The 20,770-nt window shown below is 69.8% G+C and carries 18 protein-coding genes and 1 tRNA gene; 14 read left to right on the forward strand and 5 right to left on the reverse strand.

The features are described 5' to 3' along the window. Nucleotides 1-6: 6 nt before the first annotated feature. Nucleotides 7-2,499: a bifunctional lysylphosphatidylglycerol flippase/synthetase MprF gene (locus tag QU603_RS05545; protein ID WP_308493496.1), complete on the forward strand. Its 2,493-nt coding sequence runs from the start codon at nucleotides 7-9 to the stop codon at nucleotides 2,497-2,499. A gap of 31 nt (nucleotides 2,500-2,530) precedes the next feature. On the opposite strand, the gene gdhA is transcribed toward QU603_RS05545, so the two are convergent. After that, complete coding sequence (gene gdhA, locus QU603_RS05550) at nucleotides 2,531-3,889, reverse strand: NADP-specific glutamate dehydrogenase (RefSeq protein WP_308493497.1); 1,359 nt, start codon at nucleotides 3,887-3,889, stop codon at nucleotides 2,531-2,533. Between the two features lie 179 nt (nucleotides 3,890-4,068). Here gdhA and QU603_RS05555 point away from each other — a divergent pair, with 179 nt between their 5' ends. After that, complete coding sequence (locus tag QU603_RS05555) at nucleotides 4,069-4,674, forward strand: gamma carbonic anhydrase family protein (RefSeq protein WP_308493498.1); 606 nt, start codon at nucleotides 4,069-4,071, stop codon at nucleotides 4,672-4,674. A gap of 3 nt (nucleotides 4,675-4,677) precedes the next feature. Here QU603_RS05555 and QU603_RS05560 read toward each other — a convergent pair whose 3' ends face one another. Next, nucleotides 4,678-7,353, reverse strand: a complete 2,676-nt coding sequence (locus QU603_RS05560) for a phosphoenolpyruvate carboxylase (protein ID WP_308493499.1) — start codon at nucleotides 7,351-7,353, stop codon at nucleotides 4,678-4,680. A 154-nt stretch (nucleotides 7,354-7,507) separates the two neighbouring features. On the opposite strand from QU603_RS05560, the gene QU603_RS05565 reads away from it, so the two are divergent. The 4 genes from QU603_RS05565 (at nucleotide 7,508) to QU603_RS05580 (ending at nucleotide 11,546) form a co-directional block, all read left to right on the forward strand. Further along, nucleotides 7,508-8,707, forward strand: coding sequence for a Na+/H+ antiporter NhaA (locus QU603_RS05565; RefSeq protein WP_308493500.1), 1,200 nt, complete (start codon nucleotides 7,508-7,510; stop codon nucleotides 8,705-8,707). Beyond that, complete coding sequence (locus QU603_RS05570) at nucleotides 8,704-9,513, forward strand: alpha/beta fold hydrolase (RefSeq protein ID WP_308493501.1); 810 nt, start codon at nucleotides 8,704-8,706, stop codon at nucleotides 9,511-9,513. Before QU603_RS05565 ends, QU603_RS05570 begins: the two co-directional genes overlap by 4 nt. Then, on the forward strand, nucleotides 9,510-10,187 hold the full coding sequence (locus tag QU603_RS05575) for a MazG nucleotide pyrophosphohydrolase domain-containing protein (protein WP_308493502.1): 678 nt from the start codon (nucleotides 9,510-9,512) through the stop codon (nucleotides 10,185-10,187). Before QU603_RS05570 ends, QU603_RS05575 begins: the two co-directional genes overlap by 4 nt. An 87-nt stretch (nucleotides 10,188-10,274) precedes the next feature. Further along, on the forward strand, nucleotides 10,275-11,546 hold the full coding sequence (locus QU603_RS05580) for a histidine--tRNA ligase (RefSeq protein WP_308493953.1): 1,272 nt from the start codon (nucleotides 10,275-10,277) through the stop codon (nucleotides 11,544-11,546). A 38-nt stretch (nucleotides 11,547-11,584) separates the two neighbouring features. Here the strand turns inward: QU603_RS05580 and QU603_RS05585 are convergent, their stop codons facing one another. Continuing rightward, a complete protein-coding gene (locus tag QU603_RS05585) occupies nucleotides 11,585-12,094 on the reverse strand; it encodes a VOC family protein (RefSeq protein WP_308493503.1) in 510 nt (169 codons plus the stop codon). Nucleotides 12,095-12,103: 9 nt separating this feature from the next. Beyond that, nucleotides 12,104-12,607, reverse strand: a complete 504-nt coding sequence (locus tag QU603_RS05590; RefSeq protein WP_308493504.1) for a DUF4442 domain-containing protein — start codon at nucleotides 12,605-12,607, stop codon at nucleotides 12,104-12,106. 96 nt (nucleotides 12,608-12,703) lie between these two features. Here QU603_RS05590 and QU603_RS05595 point away from each other — a divergent pair, with 96 nt between their 5' ends. From QU603_RS05595 to QU603_RS05630, 8 genes are all read left to right on the forward strand, one after another. Next, complete coding sequence (locus tag QU603_RS05595; RefSeq protein ID WP_308493505.1) at nucleotides 12,704-13,054, forward strand: GntR family transcriptional regulator; 351 nt, start codon at nucleotides 12,704-12,706, stop codon at nucleotides 13,052-13,054. Then, nucleotides 13,051-14,103 (forward strand): DUF1648 domain-containing protein, encoded by a 1,053-nt coding sequence (locus QU603_RS05600; protein ID WP_308493506.1) that lies wholly within the window; start codon nucleotides 13,051-13,053, stop codon nucleotides 14,101-14,103. Before QU603_RS05595 ends, QU603_RS05600 begins: the two co-directional genes overlap by 4 nt. 150 nt (nucleotides 14,104-14,253) lie before the next feature. Next, a complete protein-coding gene (gene eno, locus QU603_RS05605; protein WP_308493507.1) occupies nucleotides 14,254-15,534 on the forward strand; it encodes a phosphopyruvate hydratase in 1,281 nt (426 codons plus the stop codon). A 32-nt stretch (nucleotides 15,535-15,566) separates the two neighbouring features. Then, nucleotides 15,567-16,049: a septum formation initiator family protein gene (locus tag QU603_RS05610; RefSeq protein WP_308493508.1), complete on the forward strand. Its 483-nt coding sequence runs from the start codon at nucleotides 15,567-15,569 to the stop codon at nucleotides 16,047-16,049. A 105-nt stretch (nucleotides 16,050-16,154) separates the two neighbouring features. Further along, complete coding sequence (locus tag QU603_RS05615; protein ID WP_308493509.1) at nucleotides 16,155-16,715, forward strand: DUF501 domain-containing protein; 561 nt, start codon at nucleotides 16,155-16,157, stop codon at nucleotides 16,713-16,715. Continuing rightward, nucleotides 16,712-17,986: a S8 family serine peptidase gene (locus QU603_RS05620; RefSeq protein WP_308493510.1), complete on the forward strand. Its 1,275-nt coding sequence runs from the start codon at nucleotides 16,712-16,714 to the stop codon at nucleotides 17,984-17,986. Before QU603_RS05615 ends, QU603_RS05620 begins: the two co-directional genes overlap by 4 nt. Nucleotides 17,987-18,033: 47 nt before the next feature. Beyond that, on the forward strand, nucleotides 18,034-19,560 hold the full coding sequence (locus tag QU603_RS05625) for an NAD(P)/FAD-dependent oxidoreductase (RefSeq protein ID WP_308493954.1): 1,527 nt from the start codon (nucleotides 18,034-18,036) through the stop codon (nucleotides 19,558-19,560). An 80-nt stretch (nucleotides 19,561-19,640) separates the two neighbouring features. Then, nucleotides 19,641-19,716, forward strand: a tRNA-Leu gene (locus tag QU603_RS05630). Nucleotides 19,717-19,798: 82 nt separating this feature from the next. Here the strand turns inward: QU603_RS05630 and QU603_RS05635 are convergent. Further along, nucleotides 19,799-20,536 (reverse strand): hypothetical protein, encoded by a 738-nt coding sequence (locus QU603_RS05635; RefSeq protein ID WP_308493511.1) that lies wholly within the window; start codon nucleotides 20,534-20,536, stop codon nucleotides 19,799-19,801. Nucleotides 20,537-20,770 lie beyond the last annotated feature (234 nt).

Raw genomic sequence — 20,770 nt, forward strand, 5'->3', positions numbered from 1 at the left:
CGGACGATGGTGCGCAGCGGCCTGCGCTATCTGCGGAGCAACCCGTTCTCCGTCTCCGTCGCCGTCACGGTGCTGATCACCGGCTTCATCTTCTCGTTGCCGAGGACGCATGCCACGCGATGGGTGGCCGCGGGGCCGGTCACCACCGGCGAAGAGCACCTGTGGTGGACGTCGGTCACGGCTCTGCTGGTGCCCGGCTCGCTGCTGGACGCACTGCTCAGCGCCGCGGTCGCCCTGACCGTGATGGCCTACATCGAGCGGCTGATCGGCACGGCGCGCACCGTGCTGGCGTACTTCGGCGTCGGCGCGATGGCGATCCTCAGCGGCATCGCGCTGCACCTGCTGACGATCTGGCTGGGCACGCCGTTGCTGCTGCTGGCCCGCCCCGAGCTGTCGCTGGATCCGGCGATCGGCGTGTTCGGGGTGCTCATGACCGGCAGCGCGTTCGCACCGGTGCTGTTCCGCCGCCGCATCCGCGTCATCGGCTTCGCCGTCGTGCTCACTTTCGCCCTGTACGGAGGCGACCAGGACAGCTTCTATCGGGTGATCGCGGCGCTTCTGGGCCTCGCGCTGGGCGCGGCCCTGGGGCGGGGGATGCCGGTGGCGCGCACGCGCCCGCGCGCCCGCGGCTGGCGGCGCGCATCCTACGGCGAGGTGCGCACGCTGGTCGCGGCCGTGGTGGCCGTCACCGGCGTCGGCCCGGTGATCGTGCTGCTGGATCGAACGCTGGTCGGCCCGCTCGCGCTGGTCGTCTCCGGCATCGCCCAAGTCAACGGCGGTGAGGCGTTCGAGGCGTGCGCCACCTACTTCCGCAGCGCGTGCGATGCGCCCGGCGACATCCATATGATCGCGCACGGGGTTGGGCGGGTGCTGCTCTCGCTGGTTCCGGTCGCACTGAGCCTGGTGGCGGCGTGGGGGCTGCGCGCCGGCCGGCGCGCGGCATGGGCGATGGCGCTGGCCGTCAATGCCGTGACGTTGGTGGCCACAGCCGCCGCCGTCGGCGTGCTCAGCCTGTCGTCGCTGCAGGGGATCGAGCGCGTGGGCGAACGGTTCGCGCTCAGTGCGGTGCTGGCGGTGGGAGTGCCGCTTGCCGTCATCATCCTGCTCGCGCTGACCCGTCGCCGGTTCGAGGTCACGGCCGCGCGCGATGCGGTGCGACGCTTCTGGCTCACCGTCGGCATCGCATTCGTCGCGGTGATCGCGCTGTGGGTCGTGGCGTTCATCACGATTGGTGGGTCTGCCGTCCCGGTGGGTCCCGTGCCGCTGGCCGTTCGCGACATCTTCCTCGGCCTGATCGTGGTGCTGCTGCCGGCCGGGTACACCCGCGGCATCGCGCACGGCAGGGTGCCCGGTCATGGCGTGGTGGTCTTGGCCGACCAGTGGGCGGGTGTGGCGTTCTGGCTCGCCGTGATCGTCGCGGCGATCGTGCTGCTGCGATCGATCGGGCACAGTGACGTGTCGCAAGCGCGGTTCCGCGAGCTGCTGCGCACGATCGGCGGCGGGACGATGAGCTTCATGGGCACCTGGGAAGGGGCTCGGCATTGGATCGGCGAGAGTGGTGCTGTCGCGTACCGGCTGGTGCGCGGGGTGGCGCTCGTGATCAGCGATCCCGTCGCCCCGCCCGGGGCGATGGCCGGCGTGCTCGACGGATTTCTGGCGTTCTGCGACCGACAGGGCTGGACCCCCGTGTTCTACGGTATCCACACTGCCACCCGCGACGCGCTGCGCGCCCGCGGCTGGCGCGATGTGTCGGTCGGAGAGGAAACGGTCATCCACCCGGCAGCGCTCGAGCTGGCAGGCGGTCGAGGCAAGCGCGTTCGGCAGGCGCTGGCCAAGGCCGACCGGCTGGGCGTGCAGATGATCTGGACGACATGGAAGGATCTGCCCACGTCGCGGGCGACGCAGATCGAAGTGCTCAGTGAGCACTGGGTGTCAGAGAAGGCGCTGCCCGAGCTCGGTTTCACGCTCGGCGGCATCGCCGAACTGCGCGATCCCGACGTCGCACTGCTGCTGGCGGTCGGTGCCGACGGTGAGCTGCAGGCGGTGACCAGCTGGCTGCCCTCGTGGCGGGACGGCACGGTCACCGGCTGGACATTGGATTTCATGCGGCGCGCAGACGATGCGATGCCTGAGATCATGGTCGCGGTGATCGCCACTGCGGCGCTGCGCATGCGCGAGGCCGGAGTCGGCGTGATGAGTCTGTCGGGCGCGCCGCTGGTGACCCGGCCGGTCGCCGAAGGGCAGCTGCCCCCGCGCTCGTCGCTGCTGAGCCGCATTCTGGGATGGTTGGCCGACGTGCTCGAACCGGTCTACGGATTTCGGTCTCTGTTCGAGTTCAAGCAGAAGTTCCACCCCGAGCTCGAGACCGTCTACATGTCGTATCAGGATGCCGCGAGCCTGCCGGCGGCGGCATCGGCGATCCTTCGCGCCTACCTGCCGACGGCATCGCCCCGGCAGGCGCTGGCGATCGTGCGCGGGCTGTCCGCCCGCCGCTCCTGACGCGGACGCGGACGCGGACGCGGCCGTCGGGTCAGATGATGCCCTGGGCGAGCATCGCGTTCGCGACCCGCTCGAAGCCGGCGCAGTTGGCACCCACGACATAGTCTCCTTCGTGGCCGTAGCGGCGGGCGGCGGTGAATGCGGCGGCGTGCACGTCGCGCATGATGCCGCGCAGGCGGTGCTCGCTGTCGGCGAAGCTCCACCGCTCCCGGCCCGCGTTCTGGGTCATCTCCAGCGCGGACGTGGCCACACCGCCGGCGTTGACGGCCTTGCCCGGTCCGAACAGAACGCCCGCGGATTCGAAGACCTCCACGGCCTCCGGCGTGGAGGGCATGTTGGCGCCCTCGGCGACGGCGCGCACACCGCCGGCAACCAGCGCCTGCGCATCGGTGGCGTCGATCTCGTTCTGCGTGGCCGACGGGATCGCGACATCCACCTCGACCTCCCACGGGCGAGCGCCTTCGATGAAGCGGACGCCCGGGCGGCGCGCGGCGTACTCCGAGATGCGGGCCCGCTCGACCTCTTTGATCTGGCGCAGCAGGTCGACGTCGATGCCCGCCTCGTCGATCACATAACCCGAGGAGTCCGAGGCGGTGACCGGCAGCGCGCCCAGTTGGCGGGCCTTGTCGATCGCGTAGATCGCGACGTTGCCCGATCCCGACACGCCCACCCGCTTGCCCTCGAGGGTCTCGCCGTGGACGGCCAGCATCTCCTGCACGAAGAACACGGCACCGTAGCCTGTGGCCTCGGTGCGCACCTCGGCGCCGCCCCACCCGATGCCCTTGCCGGTGAGCACGCCCGACTCGTGGCGGTTCGTGAGCTTGCGGTACTGGCCGAACAGGTAGCCGATCTCGCGGCCGCCCACGCCGATGTCGCCGGCGGGTACGTCGGTGTGCTCGCCGATGTGCCGGTACAGCTCGCTCATGAACGACTGGCAGAAGCGCATCACCTCGGCGTCGCTGCGACCGTGCGGGTCGAAGTCGCTGCCGCCCTTGGCGCCGCCGATGCCCTGACCGGTCAGGGCATTCTTGAAGATCTGCTCGAACCCCAGGAACTTGATGATCGACAAGTTCACCGAGGGGTGGAAGCGCAGGCCGCCCTTGTAGGGACCCAGGGCAGAGTTGAACTGGATGCGGTAGCCGCGGTTCACGCGCAGGATTCCGTCGTCGTCGACCCACGGAACGCGGAACATGATCTGCCGCTCGGGTTCGACGATGCGCTCCAGGATGCCGGCGTCGGCATATTCGGGGTGGGCGTCCAGGACCGCGCCGATGGAGTCCAGCACCTCGTGGACCGCCTGCAGGAATTCCGGTTCGTGGGGGTTCCTGGCGACGACGTCGTCATACACGGAGCGGACGGATGTAGGCAGTACAGCGAGGGATGAGGTCACGAGAAGGGCTTCCTGGCCGGTGGAGAGACTGTCCGGCGCGCGCTGGGGTGTGCGCGCACACATGGGGGTTCATACATTACCGGCGCTACGCTGACGGGTGGGCCCATCGACGTAACATCCGGCGGGGTCTGCGCGCCGCGAGGCGACGCTCCGGCAGGTGACGCACAAGGAAGTGACACATGTTGTTCGAACATCTCGGAGTCGGCCCGCGGGTGGATCCGACCGCGCAGATCGCGCCGACGGCAGTGATCAGCGGAGACGTCACGATCGGGCCCGATTGCCAGGTGCTGCACGGTGCGGTGATCACCGCCGAGGGCGGACCGATCACGCTGGGTCGCAGCGTGATCGTGATGGAGAACGCGCTGATCCGTGCGAGTGCATCGAATTCCGTGCACATCGGCGACCACACTCTCGTGGGGCCCATGGCGAGCATCTCGGGCGCCACGATCGGGGACGAGGTCTTCTTGGCCACCGGTACACGTGTGTTCAACGGGGCCCACATCGACGCGCGCTGCGACGTGCGCATCAACGCCGTGGTGCATCTGCGCACGCACCTGCCCGAAGACAGCGTCGTGCCGATCGGGTGGGTCGCCGTGGGCGAACCCGTGCAGGTACTGCCGCCCAGCGAGCATGAGCGCATCTGGGATCTGCAGCAGGAGCTGGACTTTCCCGGCTACGTGTTCGGGCTGGACCGAGAGACGCCCGACCTCATGGTGCAGCTGACCGAGCGATACGGCCGCTCTCTCGCGCGGCACTCCGATGATCGCCCCGTCGAGGGCGCGTGAGCCTCACCCGGTGTTCTGCAGGCCCGCAGCCACCCCGCTGACTGCCAGCAGCAGCAGGCGCTCCTGATCGGGATCGGGTTCGGGCGCGTCGGGACCCTGTGCGCGCAGTGCGCGCAGGGCACGCAGCTGCAGCAGCGACAGCGCGTCGACGTACGGGCTGCGCAGGTTCACGGCGCGCTGCAGGATCGGCTTGTCGGCCAGCAGGTCGCCCACCCCCTTGATGCGGGTGACCCAGTCGCGGGTCAGCGCCAGCTCGTCGCGCACGAGGGCTGCCAGGTCGTCGCGGTCGCCGAGGGACAGATAGCGTTCTGCGATGCGGTCGTCGGTCTTGGCCAGACCCATCGCGACATTGTCGATCATCGTGTGCAGCAGCGGCCAGTGGGCGTACGCGTCCTGCAGCCTGGCCAGGTCGCCCACCGCCTGCAGCGCCGTGCCCAGGCCGAACCAGCCGGCGAGGTTGATGCGCGCCTGCGCCCACGAGAACACCCACGGGATCGCCCGCAGGTCTTCCAGCGACTCGACCGACAGTCCCCGTCGCGCCGGGCGCGAACCGAGGGCCAGACGGCCGATCTCCTCCATCGGCGTCACCGTGGCGAACCAGGGGGCGAAGCCGGGGGCGTGCACGAGCTCGAAGAACCGTGCGCGGGATGAGGCATCCATCGCTTCGGCGATGTCGGCGAATCGCTCGGCCGCGCGGCTGTTGCGCTGCTGCACCGAAGGCGCCCACGCCAGCAGCGTCGCGGCGGCCACCTGGTCGATGTGGCGCATCGCGATGGCCGGTTCGCCGTAGCGGGCGAAGATCACCTCGCCCTGCTCGGTGAGCTTGAACCGGCCGTCGACGGAGTGCGGCGGCTGGGCCAGGATCGCGCTGTTGGCGGGGCCGCCGCCGCGGCCGAGCGCCCCGCCGCGCCCGTGGAACAGAGTGAGCGTGATGCCGGCGGACTGCGCCCAGGCGCCGATGCGCTCCTGCGCTTCGTACAGCGCGAGGGTGGCGGCGACCGGACCGACGTCCTTCGACGAATCGGAGTAGCCGAGCATGACCTCCAGCCGATTGCCCGTCTCGCGCAGGCGCGCGGCGAACGCCGGCAGGGTGATGGTCTCGGCCAGTGCTTCGGGAGCCGCCTGCAGGTCGGCGAACGTCTCGAACAGCGGGATGACGTCCAGCACCGGGGCGGGTGCGCCGTCGGCGGCCGCGTACTCGGCCAGCCGGTGCACGGCGGCGAGGTCTGCGGCCGAGCGGGTGAACGAGACGATGTACCGCCCGGCGGCCCGCATGCCGTACCGGCTCTGGATGTGCGCGATCGCACGGAAGACCTCGAGCACCTCCTCGGTCTGCGCGCTGCGCTCGCCGCCGGCGTCGAGCTCAGCCAGCGCCTTGGCGTGCACGGCGGAGTGCTGGCGCACCTCGAGTTCGGCCAGGTGGAAGCCGTAGGACTCCACCTGCCAGATCAACTGCTGCAGGTGGCCGTATGCCGCGCGCACGGCACCGGCCGCGGCCAGCGACTCCTGCACCGCGCGCAGGTCGGCGAGAAGTTCATCGGCGTCGCCGTAGGCGAGATCGGCGTTGCGCGTGCGGGTGGCGGCGAGCTTGCGGGCGATCAGCAGCACGAGCCGCCGGTGCGGTTCATCGGGGGAGTGCTGTGCGATCTCGTCGGCGCCTGATTGGTCGGCGTCGCGGTAGCGGCGCCACAGCGCGCGGACGGCGTCGGAGGCGGGCGTGTCGTCGGCATCGAGGGTGAGGGTGCGTCCGATGCGCGCGGTGGCCGCCTCCAGCGCGCGCAGGGCGTGCTCGGATGCGATGGCTGCGGCCTGACGGGTGACCGATGCCGTGACGAACGGGTTGCCGTCGCGGTCGCCACCCACCCATGTCCCCAGGCGCACGAACGGCGGGACGACCGGTGCGGCACGCCCCGCGTCCGCGCCCTGCAGGGCGTCGTCGGCGCGGCGGTACACGTGCGGCACCGCGGTGAACAGCGTCTCGTCGAACACTGCGGTCACGGCGCTGACCTCGTCGACGGGTGCCGGTTTGTGCGGGCGCAGGGGAGCCGTGCGCCACAGTGTGTCGACTTCTTCGAGCAGGCGCCGACGGGCACGGCGCCGTTCGGCGCCTTCGGGGATCGCCGCGTCGTGGGCGTCCAGCAGGGCGGCCAGACGTCGGATGCTGGAGGCCACGGCCTTGCGGCGCGCCTCGGTGGGGTGCGCGGTGAACACCGGATGGAAGCGCAGATCCTTCAGCCGTGCCCGCGCCTGCTCGTCGCCGACCTCGGCGGCCAGCCGGAGGTAGGCGGCGGCGAGCGAGTCACCGGCATCCTCACGATCCGGGCGGCCGTCGCGCTCGCGCAGCGCACGCACCCTCTGGTGCTCTTCGGCCAGGTTGGCCAGGTGGAAGTAGCACGTGAACGCCCGTGCCACCTCGTCGGCGCGGGTGACCGAGAACCCGTCGGCGATCTGCTCGGCTTGTGCGAATGCGTCCGGTGTGCCCTCGACGCGGGCACGGATCGTCGCACCCCGCAGCCGCTCGACATCGTCGAACAGCCCGTCGGATCCGCTCTCGCGCAGCACCTGGCCCAGCAGCTCGCCCAGCAGCCGGACATCGGCGTGCATGCGCTCGGGGATCGCATCGCCCGACGCATGCCGTCCGACCAGGGTGAGGGCTTCGGTGGGGGTGGGTTCGCGCATGCTTCCACGGTAGCCGCGTGCTGCCGGCGTCTTTCGCTGTGTGACTTCGGCCCGACTCAGTACGATGGGATGCGGTGTGCCGGGAAGTCTGGTCGGCGATGCCTGCCCGCATCCGTGCGGCTGCAGGGCACTCAGCCCACGCTCCGGAGGTTCCATGACCCGTTCGCCTGCCGACACACCGCCCGCCGATGCCGAACCGAGCGTGTCCGGTCGTCTGCTGCGTTCGGCACGATTCCCTGCGATCCTGCTGCTGATCTCGGCGGCAGCGGGACTCCTCCTGGCGAACACGCCCGCCGCGGAGGCGGCCTTCGCGGTGCAGCACTTCACGTTCGGGATCGTCGGCACCGCGTTCGACCTCGACGTGGGGCACTGGATCGCCGACGGCCTGCTCGTGGTCTTCTTCTTCACTGTCGCCGTCGAACTGCAATACGAGCTGACCTCGGGAGAGCTGCGTTCGGCGCGACGCGCCGTGCTGCCGGCGATCGCCGCCGCCGGTGGAGTGGCCGTGCCGATCGCGCTGTATCTGGTGATCGCCGCACCCGGCGGTGTCGCGGTCGGCTGGCCGGTTCCCACCGCGACCGACATCGCGTTCGCGCTCGGTGTGCTGGCGGTGTTCGGACGCGGCCTACCCTCGGCTCTGCGGGTGTTCCTGCTGGCGCTCGCGATCCTCGACGACATCATCGGCATCGTGTTCATCGCGGTGCTCTTCGCGACGGATGTGAATGTCTGGATGCTGCTGCTCGCGCTTGTTCTCACGGTGGGCATCGGCATCCTGAGTCGTCAGCTGGGCGGCCGCGGGACGCGCGCGATCGGTGTGTCGATCGTCGTGCTGGCCGTGTGCGTCTGGGCTGCCGTGCTGGCGTCGGGGGTGCATGCCACCATCGCGGGTGTGCTGGTCGGTCTGGCCGTCGCGCAATATCCGGGCATGTGGACGCGGCACCTGCTCGAGCCATGGGTGAACGGCCTGGTGCTGCCCCTGTTCGCACTGTCGGCCGCGCTCGTGACGATCCCGGCCGTGGGCGCGGGCGGGCTCTCGCCGGCGTTCTGGGGGATCTTCGTCGCCCTGCCGGTCGGCAAGCTGGTCGGTATCTGCGGCACGGCCTGGATCGCACAGCGCGCGCTGCGCGTGCCGGCTGCGGCCCGGCTGGCGTTCCCCGACCTCATCGCCGCCGGTGCCTTGGGCGGCATCGGGTTCACGGTCTCGCTGCTGTTGGCCGATCTCGCGTTCGCCTCGGTGCCCGAGCTGCGCGACGAGGCCGTGCTCGGCGTGCTCGCCGGCTCGACTGCGTCGCTCGTGCTCTCCGGGTTCGTCGTATCGTGGCGTGCACGAGTCCACCTCAGGAGGCCTGTATGACCGGTGACCACCAGCGGATCGATTCCTGGGCGGACCTCCGCGGCGTCCGGCTGCGCTACACGATCGAGGGCTCCGGCCCCCTCGCCGTCTGGGGGCATGGGCTGAGCAGCGACCGCTGGGCGATGGAGAACGACGGAGTGCTGGATTTCGCCCCCGTGGTCGACTCGGGGCGCACCCTCGTGCGCCTGGACTGGCGCGGTCACGGGGACTCCGGCGGCGGCGGCGACCCGGAGCAGTACTCGTGGGCGAGCCTCGGCGCAGACCTGCTCGCCCTGATCGATCAGCTGAGCCCGAATGCCCCCGTGGATGCCATCGGATGTTCGATGGGCACCGGTGCGATCCTGCACGCGGCCGTCACTGCGCCCGACCGGTTCCGCACGATCGTGCTCACTGCGCCGCCGACCGCGTGGGACACGCGCGCCGCACAGGTTGAGACGTATCTCGCGCTCGCGGAGGCCGCCGAGCAGGGGGGTCGTGCGGCCATCGAGCGTCTCTTCGCGATGCAGCCCGTTGCGGGTCCGCTCGGCGAGCTCGACCTGCCGCCGCGGGTCAGCATCGATGAGGCGCGTCTGCCCATGGTGCTGCGCGGGGCGGCGCTGAGCGATCTGCCCGATCCTGATCGCCTGGTGCGGCTGAGGATGCCGACGCAGATCCTCAGCTGGGCAGACGATCCGGGACATCCGGTCTCGACGGGGCAGCGGCTGCACGAGCTGATCGCCGGTTCCCGGTTCGCGGTGGCTGCGGCGCTCGCCGATGTGCGCGGCTGGGGTGGCACGATCGCAGAGTTCCTGTCGGAGACGGCATGAACGACGACGCTGCGACCCACCGCGCCGCCGACGACCCCCTGCGCGCCGCGGCCGACGTCATGCGGGCAGTGCGCGACCGGTGCGTGTGGACGCAGCAGATCACGCATCGGGACCTCGTGCCGTATCTGGTCGAAGAGAGCGCCGAGCTGATCGACGCGGTCGAAGACGGCACCCGTGCCGACATGCGCGAAGAACTCGGCGATCTGCTGTGGCAGGTGCTCTTCCACGCCGAGATCGCCTCACGCGACGCCGATGACCCGTTCGACATCGACGACGTCGCCCGTGTCCTGACCGAGAAGATGATCCGCCGGCACCCGCACGTGTTCGGCGATGCGACCGCCACCACGCCCGAAGAGGTGCTCGTGCTCTGGAACGCCGCCAAAGCCGCCGAGAAGAGCCAGCGCCGCTCGGTGCTGGACGGGGTGAGCGAACGGATGCCGTCGCTCGCACTGGCCCAGAAGCTCCTCGGGCGCAGCGCGCCGCTCCTTCCCGAGGCGCCTCGCACGGCCGGCGAGTCGGAGCGACCTGCCGCGCCCACCACGGAGGCGGGCCTCGGCGACGCGCTGCTGGATCTGGTCCGGATCGCACGTGAGAACGGCTGGGACGCTGAACGGGCGTTGCGCGAGCGACTCCGCGTGCTGGAGGCCGACGTGCGGGCGGCCGAGGCCGGGTGAGGCCGCCCCGACGGACCTGGGGCGACGGACCCGGGACGACGGACCTGAGAAGATGGTTCCGTGGCATCCGTCAATCCGCCGCGCGGCATGCGCGATTTCCTCCCTGCCGACAAGGCCCGCCGCGAGCGTGTGCTCGCCGTCATCCGCGACCGCTACCGCGCGCACGGGTTCGACGAGATCGAGACCCCCGTCATGGAGGAATACGCGCGCCTGCACGCCGGCGTGGGCGGTGACAACGAGAAGCTCGCCTACAACGTGCTGCGTCGCGGGCTGTCGGGCGAGGCGATCGAGCGCATCGGCCGCGACACCGAGTCAGCGGCCGACAACGTCGCCCAGCTCACCGATCTCGGCCTGCGCTACGACCTGACCGTGCCGCTGTCGCGGTTCTACGCGAGTCACCGCGGTGAACTGCCGGGCGTGTTCCGGTCGATTCAGATCGCACCGGTGTGGCGCGCGGAGCGTCCGCAGAAGGGCCGCTACCGCCAGTTCATGCAGTGCGACATCGACATCATCGGCGATGCCTCGGCGCGTGCGGAGGCCGAGCTGGCGGTGGCCACCCTCGACACGATCGATGCGCTGGGTCTGCACGGCGGCACGATCCGCATCAACGACCGCCGCGCGCTGGACTGGATGCTCGGCACCTTCGGCTTCGCCGACCACGAGCGACCCGGCGTGCTGATCACGATCGACAAGCTCGACAAGATCGGCGTCGAGGGGGTGGCCGCCGAGCTGCGCGAGCGCGGGGCGACACCTGCGGCGGTGGACGCGTTCGAGGCGTTCCTGCGGCGCCCGCAGACGCGGGAGCACGTGCCGTACGGCGGGCGCCAGATTCGCGCGGCGCTGCCCGAGGGTGCGCCCGACGACGTCGTCGCGCACCTCGCCGCGATCGGTGAGGCCGTCGGGGCTGCGCGCGCAGCGGCCGACGTGCCGCTTGTGTTCGACCCGTTCCTCGTGCGCGGCATGGGCTATTACACGGGCACGATCTTCGAGCTCGCGCACCCGAGCGTGTCGTACTCGCTGGGCGGGGGCGGCCGCTACGACGGCATGATCGGCAGATTCCTCGGACAGGATGTGCCCGCAGTCGGCTTCTCGATCGGTTTCGAGCGCATCGTGGATCTGGTGACCGAGGATGAGGATGCCGCGGCCCCGGCCGTCGTACTGGTGCACGAGCGTGACGTGCCGCTGCCGGAACTGGCAGCGCACAAGGCGCGTCTGGTCGCCGGCGGCGCGCGCGTGCGGCTGGAGACTCGGACCAAGAACCTGAAGGCGCTGCTGGATCGCGCCACCGCCGACGGCTACACGAGCTTCGCCACTCTCGCCGCCGGCCAGGAAGACCTCGAGCTCAAGTCGCTCGGCTGAGCGTCGCGATCACAGGCCGAGCGGCCGGGCCGACCGACTCACGCCTGCTGCTGCGCCGCCCATTCGGCCACCCGCGCGGCGCTTTCCTCCTCGGAGAGGTCTTCCACCCGGGTCATCAGCGACCAGCGCACCCCGAACGGGTCGCGGATCGAGGCGAACCGGTCGCCCGAGACGAACGTGGACGGCCTCTCTCGGACGGTCGCGCCGCCCGCGATCGCACGACCGGTGGCGGCATCCACATTCGGCACATACAGAGCGATCGAATAGCAGTCGCCCTCCTCGTCACCGTCGGGGGCGGAGATCAGGCCGTCATCGGGGGAGGGCTCACCGAGCTGCAGCAGGCCGACGCCGAAGTCGACGGTGGCGTGCACGACGATCCCCTCGAACTCGGTGACATCGACGATCCGGGCGCCGAACACATCGCGGTAGAAGGCGAGGGCGGCCCGCGCGTTCGTGAGGACGAGGAACGGAGTCAGGCTCGTGGCGGTGTTCGGGCGGCCGTCGGTTGTGTGCGCACCGGTCACGCCGGTGATGTTCTGTGCGGTCATACCGCGACGTTACGGCCTGCGCGGGCCGGTGGGCTTGGATGTTCGCGACGTGGCCTGCGTCACGCGCTTCTTCTCGCGCACGTACACCTCGCGCCGCACCCGGGCGACGACCTCACCGCTGCGGTCGGTGATGTCGGTGGAGAACCATTCGAGCACCTTGGCGCCGTCCTGCGCGCGCTCGCGCAGTTCCTGCACCTTCGCGGGGGAGACCTCAAAGTGGGCGGTGAGCACGCCGCGCCCGGGCCGGAGGAACTCGATCTCTGCGCGGGTGTCCCACACGACGTAGTCTCGGCCGATCTGATGCATGACGAGCATGAAGAAGTAGGGGTCGGTCATGGCCTGCATGGCACCGCCGAACGCGGTCTTCACGTAGTTGCGGGTGAAGACGTTCACGTGCAGTTCGACCGTCGCGCTCGTCCAGTCCTCGGCGAATCGCTTCACTCGGATGCCGCTGAAAAGGTTCGGGATCCACAGGCTCATGGCCATCTTCAGACGCTGTGGTGTGACACGCATGGGCACAGTCTGCCGCGTGGCGGCACGACGGGCGCATCGAATGGACCTCTTTCACAATTATTCTAGTTGTCCTAGAATAAGAGCACGGGAGGTCCGATGCTGATCCGAATCGATGCCGAGAGCACACAGCCGCTCTTCGAGCAGATCGCCGCCTCGGTGCGCGCCGATGTGCTCGCGCGCCGGCTGAGGCCGGGCGACCGCCTTCCCGCGGCGCGTGAAGTGGCCGCGGCGATCGAGGTGAACGTGCACACAGTCCTGCGCGCCTATCAGGAGCTGCGCTCCGAAGGGCTGATAGACCTGCGGCGCGGTCGCGGGGCGGTCATGTCGGCCGCAGCCGAGCCCCTGGCCGCGTTCGCCGACGACATCGCCGCATTGGTCGGCCGCGGCATCCGGCTCGGAATCACCCCCGCCACCCTCGCCGCGTTGATCAAGGAGATGGCACCATGACCGCCGACCATCCATCCCCGCACGCGTTCGAACGCCATATCGCCGACGTGCCCGCGCGCGATCTGCGCCGCGCGCGTCGAGGCCTGCTGCTGGTGGGAGTCGTGGCGCCGGCGGTGCTCACCGCCGTCGCGGTGACGCTCATCGTGACGTGGCTGCCGCAGCTGCCGGATCCGGCAGCCGTGCACTGGGGCGTGGGCGGCGTCGACGGGTTCGGCCCCGCGATCGTCTATATCTGGTGGGCGGTGGGGATCGGGTTCGCCGTTCCGTTGGCGATCACGGTGGCGATCCTGGCCGGCGCGCGGCACCAGTGGGGCGGCGCAGCGCGGCTGTTGGGCGGGGTGGCGCTCGGCCTCTCGGGCTTCAGCGGGGTCACGACCACAGGGTCGGTCGCCATCCAGCGCGGGGTGGAAGACGCCGCCCAGGTCGGTGGCATCGCCGGTGTGCTGATCTCTGCGGTCGTGGCGCTGGCGGTGCTGATCTCGGTGGGCTGGTTCGTGCAGCCGCACGTGCACCCCACCCCGGGCGCACCGCTGCAGCCCGCGCATGTCGCTGCACTGTCGGCGGGGGAGCGCGTCGTCTGGATGGCCACGGCGTCGATGTCGCGCCGGGTGATGGTGCTGATCTCGCTGGTGATCGTGGTGGTGGTGGGAATCACTGCCGTGATGGTCGTGCAGGCCTCTGAGGGGGCCTGGATACCCGTGCTCACTCTGGTGCTGATCGGCCTGGCGTTCGCCTCGTCGGCGTCATTCCGCGTGCGGGTGGGGCCCGATGGATTGAACGTGCGTTCGCAGCTCGGCGTGCCCCGCGTGCACGTGCCTCTGGCAGAGATCACGGGCGTGCGCGCGGTGGAATGCCATCCCTTCGGCGAGTTCGGCGGATTCGGGTGGCGCGTCGGTCTGGACGGGCGCAGTGGCATCGTGCTGCGCACCGGACCGGCGATCCAGGTGGAACGGCGAGGCAAGCGGCCGCTGGTGGTGACGGTGGACGGCGCGGACGTCGGTGCGGCGCTGCTGCAGGCGTATCGGGACAGGGCAGGAGCAGAAGCATGAGCGGAGATGGGCGCGATGGCGTGGGCGAGGTGACCATCGGCGCAGGGCCTTGCGCCGTCACCTGCTCTGGGCCTCGCCCGCCCGCTCGCTAGACTCGTACCGGACCGACGACGCTCCGAGATTCCCCTCTGACAACCCAAGGAGTCCTTCGTGGCACTTATCGAGGCAGTGAACGCACGCGAGATCCTGGATTCGCGCGGCAACCCGACCGTCGAGGTGGAGGTGCTGCTCGATGACGGCATCGTCCAGCGCGCCGCCGTCCCCTCCGGTGCATCCACCGGGGCGTTCGAAGCGTACGAGCTGCGTGACGGTGACGCGACCCGATACAGCGGCAAGGGCGTGCTCAAGGCCGTCGCGGCGGTCGTCGACGAGCTCGGCCCCGCCGTGGAGGGGGTGGATGCCGCAGACCAGCGCGTCATCGACGAGATCCTGATCGACACCGACGGCACCGAGAACAAGTCGCGCTGCGGTGCCAACGCGATCCTGGGCGTGTCGCTGGCCGCCGCGAAGGCCGCCGCCGACAGCGCCGACCTGCCGCTGTTCCGCTACCTCGGCGGACCCAACGCGCACGTCCTGCCCGTGCCGCTGTTCAACGTCATCAACGGGGGCGAGCACGCCGACAACGGCATCGACATGCAGGAGTTCTTCCTTGCTCCGATCGGCGCATCGAGCTTCGCGGAGGCGCTGCGCTGGGGCGCCGAGACGTACCACGTCCTGAAGGGCGAGCTCAAGGCCGCCGGGTTCTCGACGGGCCTCGGCGACGAGGGCGGTTTCGCGCCCGATCTGCCCAGCAACCGTGAGGGTCTGGACTTCCTGGTCAAGGCGATCGAGAAGGCCGGCTTCACGCCGGGCAGTGACATCGCGCTGGGACTGGACGCCGCAGCCACCGAGTTCTTCGCCGACGGCGTCTACACGCTCGACAAGAAGCAGTGGTCGGGCCCCGAGCTCATCGAGTATTACGCTGGCCTGGTCGACGCATACCCGATCGTCACGATCGAGGACGCTCTGGCCGAAGACGACTGGGACAACTGGAGGCTGCTGACCGACAAGCTCGGCAAGAAGATCCAGCTGGTCGGCGATGATCTGTTCGTCACGAATCCCGCGCGCCTGGGCAAGGGCATCGACCTGGGCGTCGCCAACTCGCTCCTGGTCAAGGTCAACCAGATCGGCACGCTCTCGGAGACCCTCGATGCGGTCGAGCTGGCTCACCGCTCGGGCTACACGACGATGTTCTCGCACCGCTCAGGCGAGACGGAAGACACCACGATCGCCGACCTGGTCGTCGCGGTGAACTCGGGTCAGATCAAGAGCGGCGCGCCCGCACGCAGCGAGCGCGTGGCGAAATACAATCAGCTTCTGCGCATCGAGGAAGAGCTGGGCGATGCGGCGGAGTTCATCGGCCGCGCCGCGTTCCCGCGCTTCAAGGGCTGACGCTCGCACGAGAACCGACGGAAGGGGGAGTCATGGTCAGAGGACCGGCTTCCCCTTCCGGCATTTCGCGGCAGGTCCGCCGGGTCGACGTGCGCGGCTGGCTCGCGGCATCCCGTCTGTCCGGATTCACCGCGATCATGCTGGGGTTGGTGGTGCTCGGCGTGTTCGTGCTCGTGCCGACCGTCGGCACCTATGTGTCGCAGCGTCAGCAGATCGTGGCGCTGCAGCAGTCGGTGCAGGTGACGAAAGACCAGGTCGCCGACCTGCAGCGTCAGCGTGAGCGCTGGAACGATCCTGCCTACATCATGACCCAGGCGCGGTCGCGTCTGTATTACAGCAAGCCGGGTGAGGTCGTGTACCTCGTCGATGACGACCTGCCCAGCGCCGACATTCCCCGCCCGCAGGCGCCGGTGAGCGCTACCGTGCAGACCACGCACACCGACTGGATGTCGCAGCTCGTGCGGTCGGTCACGCAGTCGGGCATCGCCCGCAGCGCGGTCCCCGCGCAGAAGTAGGCAGCGCGGTCCCCGCGCAGAAGTAGGCAGCGCGGTCCCCGCGCACCAGTGGGCACACGAACCGGCTCAGCGCCATCCCAGCACGTGCCCGATACCCTTGACCGCGTGACGACCCCGCCGTTCCCGCCTGTGACCGACGCCGACCTCGCCGTGCTGCGCGAGCAGCTCGGTCGCCCGGCACGCGGTGTCGTCGGTATCGCAGCGCGGTGCGTCTGCGGCAACCCGACCGTCGTCGCAACGGCTCCGCGACTGCCCGATGGCACGCCGTTCCCCACGTTCTACTACCTGACGCATCCCGCTGCGACCGCCGCGATGTCGCGGCTCGAGGCAGATCACGTGATGCGCGAGTTGCAGGACGGTCTTGACGACGACGAGGTGCGCGCCGCCTACCGACGTGCGCATGAGGCCTACCTCGCGGACCGCGTGCAGTACGGCGAGGTCCCCGAGATCGACGGCATCTCGGCCGGCGGCATGCCCGAGCGCGTCAAGTGCCTGCACGCCCTTGCCGGCCACGCACTGGCGGCCGGTCCGGGGGTGAACCCCATCGGGGACGCCGCCCTGGAACGATCGGACTGGTCGCCGCTGCGCTGCGTGTGTGCGAATCCTGGACCGCTGCTGGCAGTCGCCGACGCCCACGGCGACCACGTGGGGAGCACCGCAGAATGAAGCGACTCCTGGTCGCGGCGGTGGTCGGGGCGCTCGCCCTGCTCACATGCACTGCGGCGGCCGTGGTGCCCGACCCCGAGCAGACGGGTGACCCGGTTCGCTCGGCCGAATACTGGCTGACGATGAATCATGTCGAGCAGGCGTGGAAGACCACCAAAGGCGCGGGCGTGCGCATCGCGGTGATCGACACCGGCGTCGGCCACGCACCTGAACTCGATCCCGCCGTCGTCGGCGGCAGCGACGTATCGGGTGCGGGAAGCCCCGACGGCCGCACTCCTGTCGGGACGCTGGACCGCAACCACGGCAGCTGGGTCGCCTCGCTTGCCGCCGGGCGCGGCACCGGACCTGACAAGGGCATGATCGGCGTCGCGCCCAAGGCCGACATCCTCGCGATCTCGGTCGGGTTCGGCGCGAGTTCGCAGGTGCCGTTCAGCGAGCAGATTGCAAAGGCCATGCGCTGGGCCGTCGACCACGGCGCGAAGGTCATCAATCTGTCGTTCACCACGAACACGCTGGATTGGGACGAGAGCTGGGATGACGCGTTCCTGTACGCGTTCGAGCATGACGTGGTGGTCGTGGTCGCCGCGGGCAACCGGGGGAGCGGGACCGACATCGTCGGGGCCCCGGCCACCATCCCGGGCGTGTTGACCGTCGCCGGCGTCGACCCGACCGGACGTGCCAGCGTCGAGGCATCCACCCAAGGGATCACGATCGGCGTCGCCGCTCCCAGTGAAGACCTGCTCGGGGTGTCGGCGGACGGCACCGTGCAGACGTGGGACGGCACCAGCGGGGCTGCCCCCATCGTGTCGGGGATCGCCGCACTCGTACGGGCCGCGCATCCGAGTCTGAACGCGGAGAACGTCATCGAGCGGATCCTGAAGACCGCACGTGAACCGGCGGGTGTCACAACGGTTCCCAGCCCCCTCTACGGGTACGGGATCGTGGATGCCGCCGCCGCCGTGTCGGCGAATGTTCCGCTCGTGTCGGGCAGTCCTGCGGACGACCTGAAGGAGTGGATCCGGGTGTATCGGCGAGCGCAGGTGGCGCCGGCGCCCGTGCACACCGACAAGCCGGTCGAGGTGTCGCCGCTTCCGCGTGCAGACAAGGTGACCAAGCCGTCCTCGGCATTCCTTCCCTCCCGCGACCGGGTGCTGTATGGCAGCCTCCCGCTGATGGCCGTCACGCTGCCCGCTATACTGGTTGGACTGGGCGTCACCGCTGCTGCCCGACGCATCCGATCGGCGCGCGGTACTCGCACGCCCCGCCGTTGAAAAAATCTCTAGGAGTTCTCCCCACTGTGAACACCGCCGTGACCACTGTGCCCAAGATCCTCATCGTCGGCGGTGGGTACGCCGGCTTCTACACCGCGTGGAAGCTCGAAAAGCACCTGCGGCGCGGCGAGGCCGAAGTGACGATGGTCGATCCGCTGCCGTACATGACGTACCAGCCGTTCCTCCCCGAGGTCGCCGCCGGTTCCATCGAGCCGCGCCACGCCGTCGTCGCCCACCGTCGCCACCTCAAGCGCACCACCGTGATCGGTGCCAAGGTGACCGGCATCGACCACGCGCACAAGACCGCCACCATCACCGGGCCCGACGGCTCGACATGGCAGCACGAGTACGACCAGATCGTCGTGACCGCCGGGGCCGTCTCGCGCACGTTCCCGATCCCGGGCATCGCCGACAACGCGATCGGGCTGAAGACGATCGAAGAAGCCGTCGCCGTGCGCGACCGCCTGATCAGCAACTTCGGCCGTGCTGCCGCGATGCCTGCCGGCCCCGAGCGCGATCGCCTGCTGACCGTCATCGTCGTCGGCGGCGGCTTCGCCGGCATCGAGGCGTTCGCCGAGCTGCGCTCGCTCGCCTCGGGGCTGCTGAAGGAATATCCGCAGCTCGCGTTCGAAGACACCCACTTCCACCTCATCGAGGCGATGGGCCGCATCATGCCTGAGGTGTCGCTGAAGACCAGCGAGTGGGTGCTGAAGAACCTCGCCAAGCGCGGTGCGTATGTGCACCTCGACACGCAGGTCACCAGCGCCGTGGACGGCAACGTCGAATTGTCGACCGGTGAGGTGCTCTCCAGCGACCTCATCATCTGGACCGCTGGTGTGATGGCCAACCCGACCGTCGTGCGCGGTGGTGACCTCCCCGTCGAAGAGCGTGGCCGCATCCGCACCCGTGCCGACCTCCGTGTGGGTACGCCCGACGAGTTCGTCGAGGGCGCATGGTCGGCGGGCGATGTCGCCGCCGTTCCGGACCTCACCGGTGGCGGCGTGGGCGGCTACTGCGTTCCCAACGCCCAGCACGCCGTGCGTCAGGCCAAGCTTCTCGCGAAGAACCTCGTCGCCGTGCTGCGTGGTGAACTGCCCAAGGACTACTTCCACAAGAACCTCGGTGCCGTGGCGGGCCTCGGTCTGTACAACGGTGTGTTCCAGTCGGGCAACCTCGCTCTGAAGGGCTTCGTCGCCTGGCTCGCGCACCGCGGCTACCACGGCCTGGCCATGCCGTCGTGGGAGCGCAAGTGGCGCGTGCTGTGGGGCTGGTGGAACAACCTCTGGCTCGGCCGCGACTTCGTGAGCCTCGAGGCAGTGCAGACACCGCGTGCGGTGTTCGAGCAGTTCGCCGCGCGCCCACGACCGCCGCAGCCCATCGAGGCTGTTCCGGCTGCCAAGGCCGCTCCGGCCGCCAAGACCGCTCCGGCGCAGAAGGCCGCTGCGGCCGCCAAGACCGCGCCGGCTGCGAAGGCCGGCGTGGCGAAGGATGCCGCAGTCGCCGACGACGAAGCGCCCGCCAAGAAGGCGCCGGCACGCAAGTCGGCCACCAAGAAGGCATCGGCGTCGGCCTGATCCACTTCGAGAGCCCGCGGGCGCTTCCTGCTGAGCAGGAGCGCCCGCGGGCTCTCGCATACCCGCTACGCTGACAGCGCGCCCCCATAGCCCAATGGCAGAGGCAGGCGACTTAAAATCGCTTCAGTCTGGGTTCGAGTCCCAGTGGGGGCACCATCGAATGCAGTCCCGAACGCGGCAGATCCCGGCGCGTATGGCGGAATCGCGCTCACGGTCGCACGTCTGGGGCATGCGCACCCTAGCCGATCTGCGAAACCGCCTGCGCGATCACGACGGCCAGCAGAACGAAGCCCGCGAAGGACTCGAGGGCCATCAACGCCTTCGCACGCGTCGACAACGGCATCGTGTCGGTCGCGCTGAACGCCATCGAGTTGCTCAGCGAGACGTAGAGGTAGTCCACGAAGGCAGGCACCCAGTCGCTCTTGGCCGATGAGCCCTTCGCGACTTCGACGACGGTGTCCTCATCCTCGTCCTGGGGAAAGCGGAAGTCCGCCGCGGGCATCTCCGCGCGCGGCACCATGGTACGGGCGACCGGGCCCGCGCGGTCGATGCACCAGAACACCAGCGCGAAGCCGATGACATTCGTCACCCACACCTGCAGCGCGGCTAGCAGCAGTCCGGAGCCCTCCGTGGACTTCTGCACCAGCTGCATGATCAGCAGCACCAGTGTGAGCTGGTTCGCGGCGACGATCACCAGCGCCAGCCCGAGCTCACCGAGCCGGGACAGTCGCGTCTCTTTCACATAGTGGTGCGGATTGATCGCGACCAAGGGGATCAGGAGGAGCAGCCCGATCGCCACCACGACATAACGCTGTGCCGCAAACAGACCGCTCGGCAGGAAGGTGTACAGGGCGAGCGCGATGAGCACGCCGACGACCACGGGCCAGCGGAGCTCGGGCCGTGCGGTCCGACTCTCACCCGCTCCGGCCCCGCCCTCCTCGGCGTCTTTGCTTGAAGTCTTCGCATGGTCTGCCATGTGCTCACTCTCCTGGTGTCGAGGCAGCGAGGCGCGACCCCGGGTCCTCAACACCACGATCCCGCGGACGGGCGTGGGCGGTAAGGGGCTTGACGAGCCCCGGCGCGTCTGTCAGGAGTGCTCACGTGGGCGCGCCCGCGACTACACCGCGATCGCCGTTGGGCCTGTCGTCCCTGCTCTCGTTCCGTCGGTCGCGCCCGCGATCACCGCATCCGCGATGCTCGCGCCTCTGCG

Source organism: Microbacterium terrisoli (assembly GCF_030866805.1).
Classification (GTDB): Bacteria; Actinomycetota; Actinomycetes; order Actinomycetales; family Microbacteriaceae; genus Microbacterium; species Microbacterium terrisoli.

Excerpts from the sequence above, each read along its gene's own strand:
- QU603_RS05595 (WP_308493505.1), top strand. The coding sequence starts at position 12,704 with ATGCTGATCCGAATCGATGCCGAGAGCACACAGCCGCTCTTCGAGCAG.
- QU603_RS05570 (WP_308493501.1), top strand. The coding sequence starts at position 8,704 with ATGACCGGTGACCACCAGCGGATCGATTCCTGGGCGGACCTCCGCGGC.
- QU603_RS05555 (WP_308493498.1), top strand. The coding sequence starts at position 4,069 with ATGTTGTTCGAACATCTCGGAGTCGGCCCGCGGGTGGATCCGACCGCG.
- QU603_RS05545 (WP_308493496.1), top strand. The coding sequence starts at position 7 with ATGGTGCGCAGCGGCCTGCGCTATCTGCGGAGCAACCCGTTCTCCGTC.
- QU603_RS05560 (WP_308493499.1), bottom strand. The coding sequence starts at position 7,353 with ATGCGCGAACCCACCCCCACCGAAGCCCTCACCCTGGTCGGACGGCAT.
- QU603_RS05600 (WP_308493506.1), top strand. The coding sequence starts at position 13,051 with ATGACCGCCGACCATCCATCCCCGCACGCGTTCGAACGCCATATCGCC.
- QU603_RS05610 (WP_308493508.1), top strand. The coding sequence starts at position 15,567 with ATGGTCAGAGGACCGGCTTCCCCTTCCGGCATTTCGCGGCAGGTCCGC.
- QU603_RS05620 (WP_308493510.1), top strand. The coding sequence starts at position 16,712 with ATGAAGCGACTCCTGGTCGCGGCGGTGGTCGGGGCGCTCGCCCTGCTC.
- QU603_RS05590 (WP_308493504.1), bottom strand. The coding sequence starts at position 12,607 with ATGCGTGTCACACCACAGCGTCTGAAGATGGCCATGAGCCTGTGGATC.
- QU603_RS05565 (WP_308493500.1), top strand. The coding sequence starts at position 7,508 with ATGACCCGTTCGCCTGCCGACACACCGCCCGCCGATGCCGAACCGAGC.
- QU603_RS05635 (WP_308493511.1), bottom strand. The coding sequence starts at position 20,536 with ATGGCAGACCATGCGAAGACTTCAAGCAAAGACGCCGAGGAGGGCGGG.
- QU603_RS05575 (WP_308493502.1), top strand. The coding sequence starts at position 9,510 with ATGAACGACGACGCTGCGACCCACCGCGCCGCCGACGACCCCCTGCGC.
- QU603_RS05585 (WP_308493503.1), bottom strand. The coding sequence starts at position 12,094 with ATGACCGCACAGAACATCACCGGCGTGACCGGTGCGCACACAACCGAC.
- QU603_RS05580 (WP_308493953.1), top strand. The coding sequence starts at position 10,275 with ATGCGCGATTTCCTCCCTGCCGACAAGGCCCGCCGCGAGCGTGTGCTC.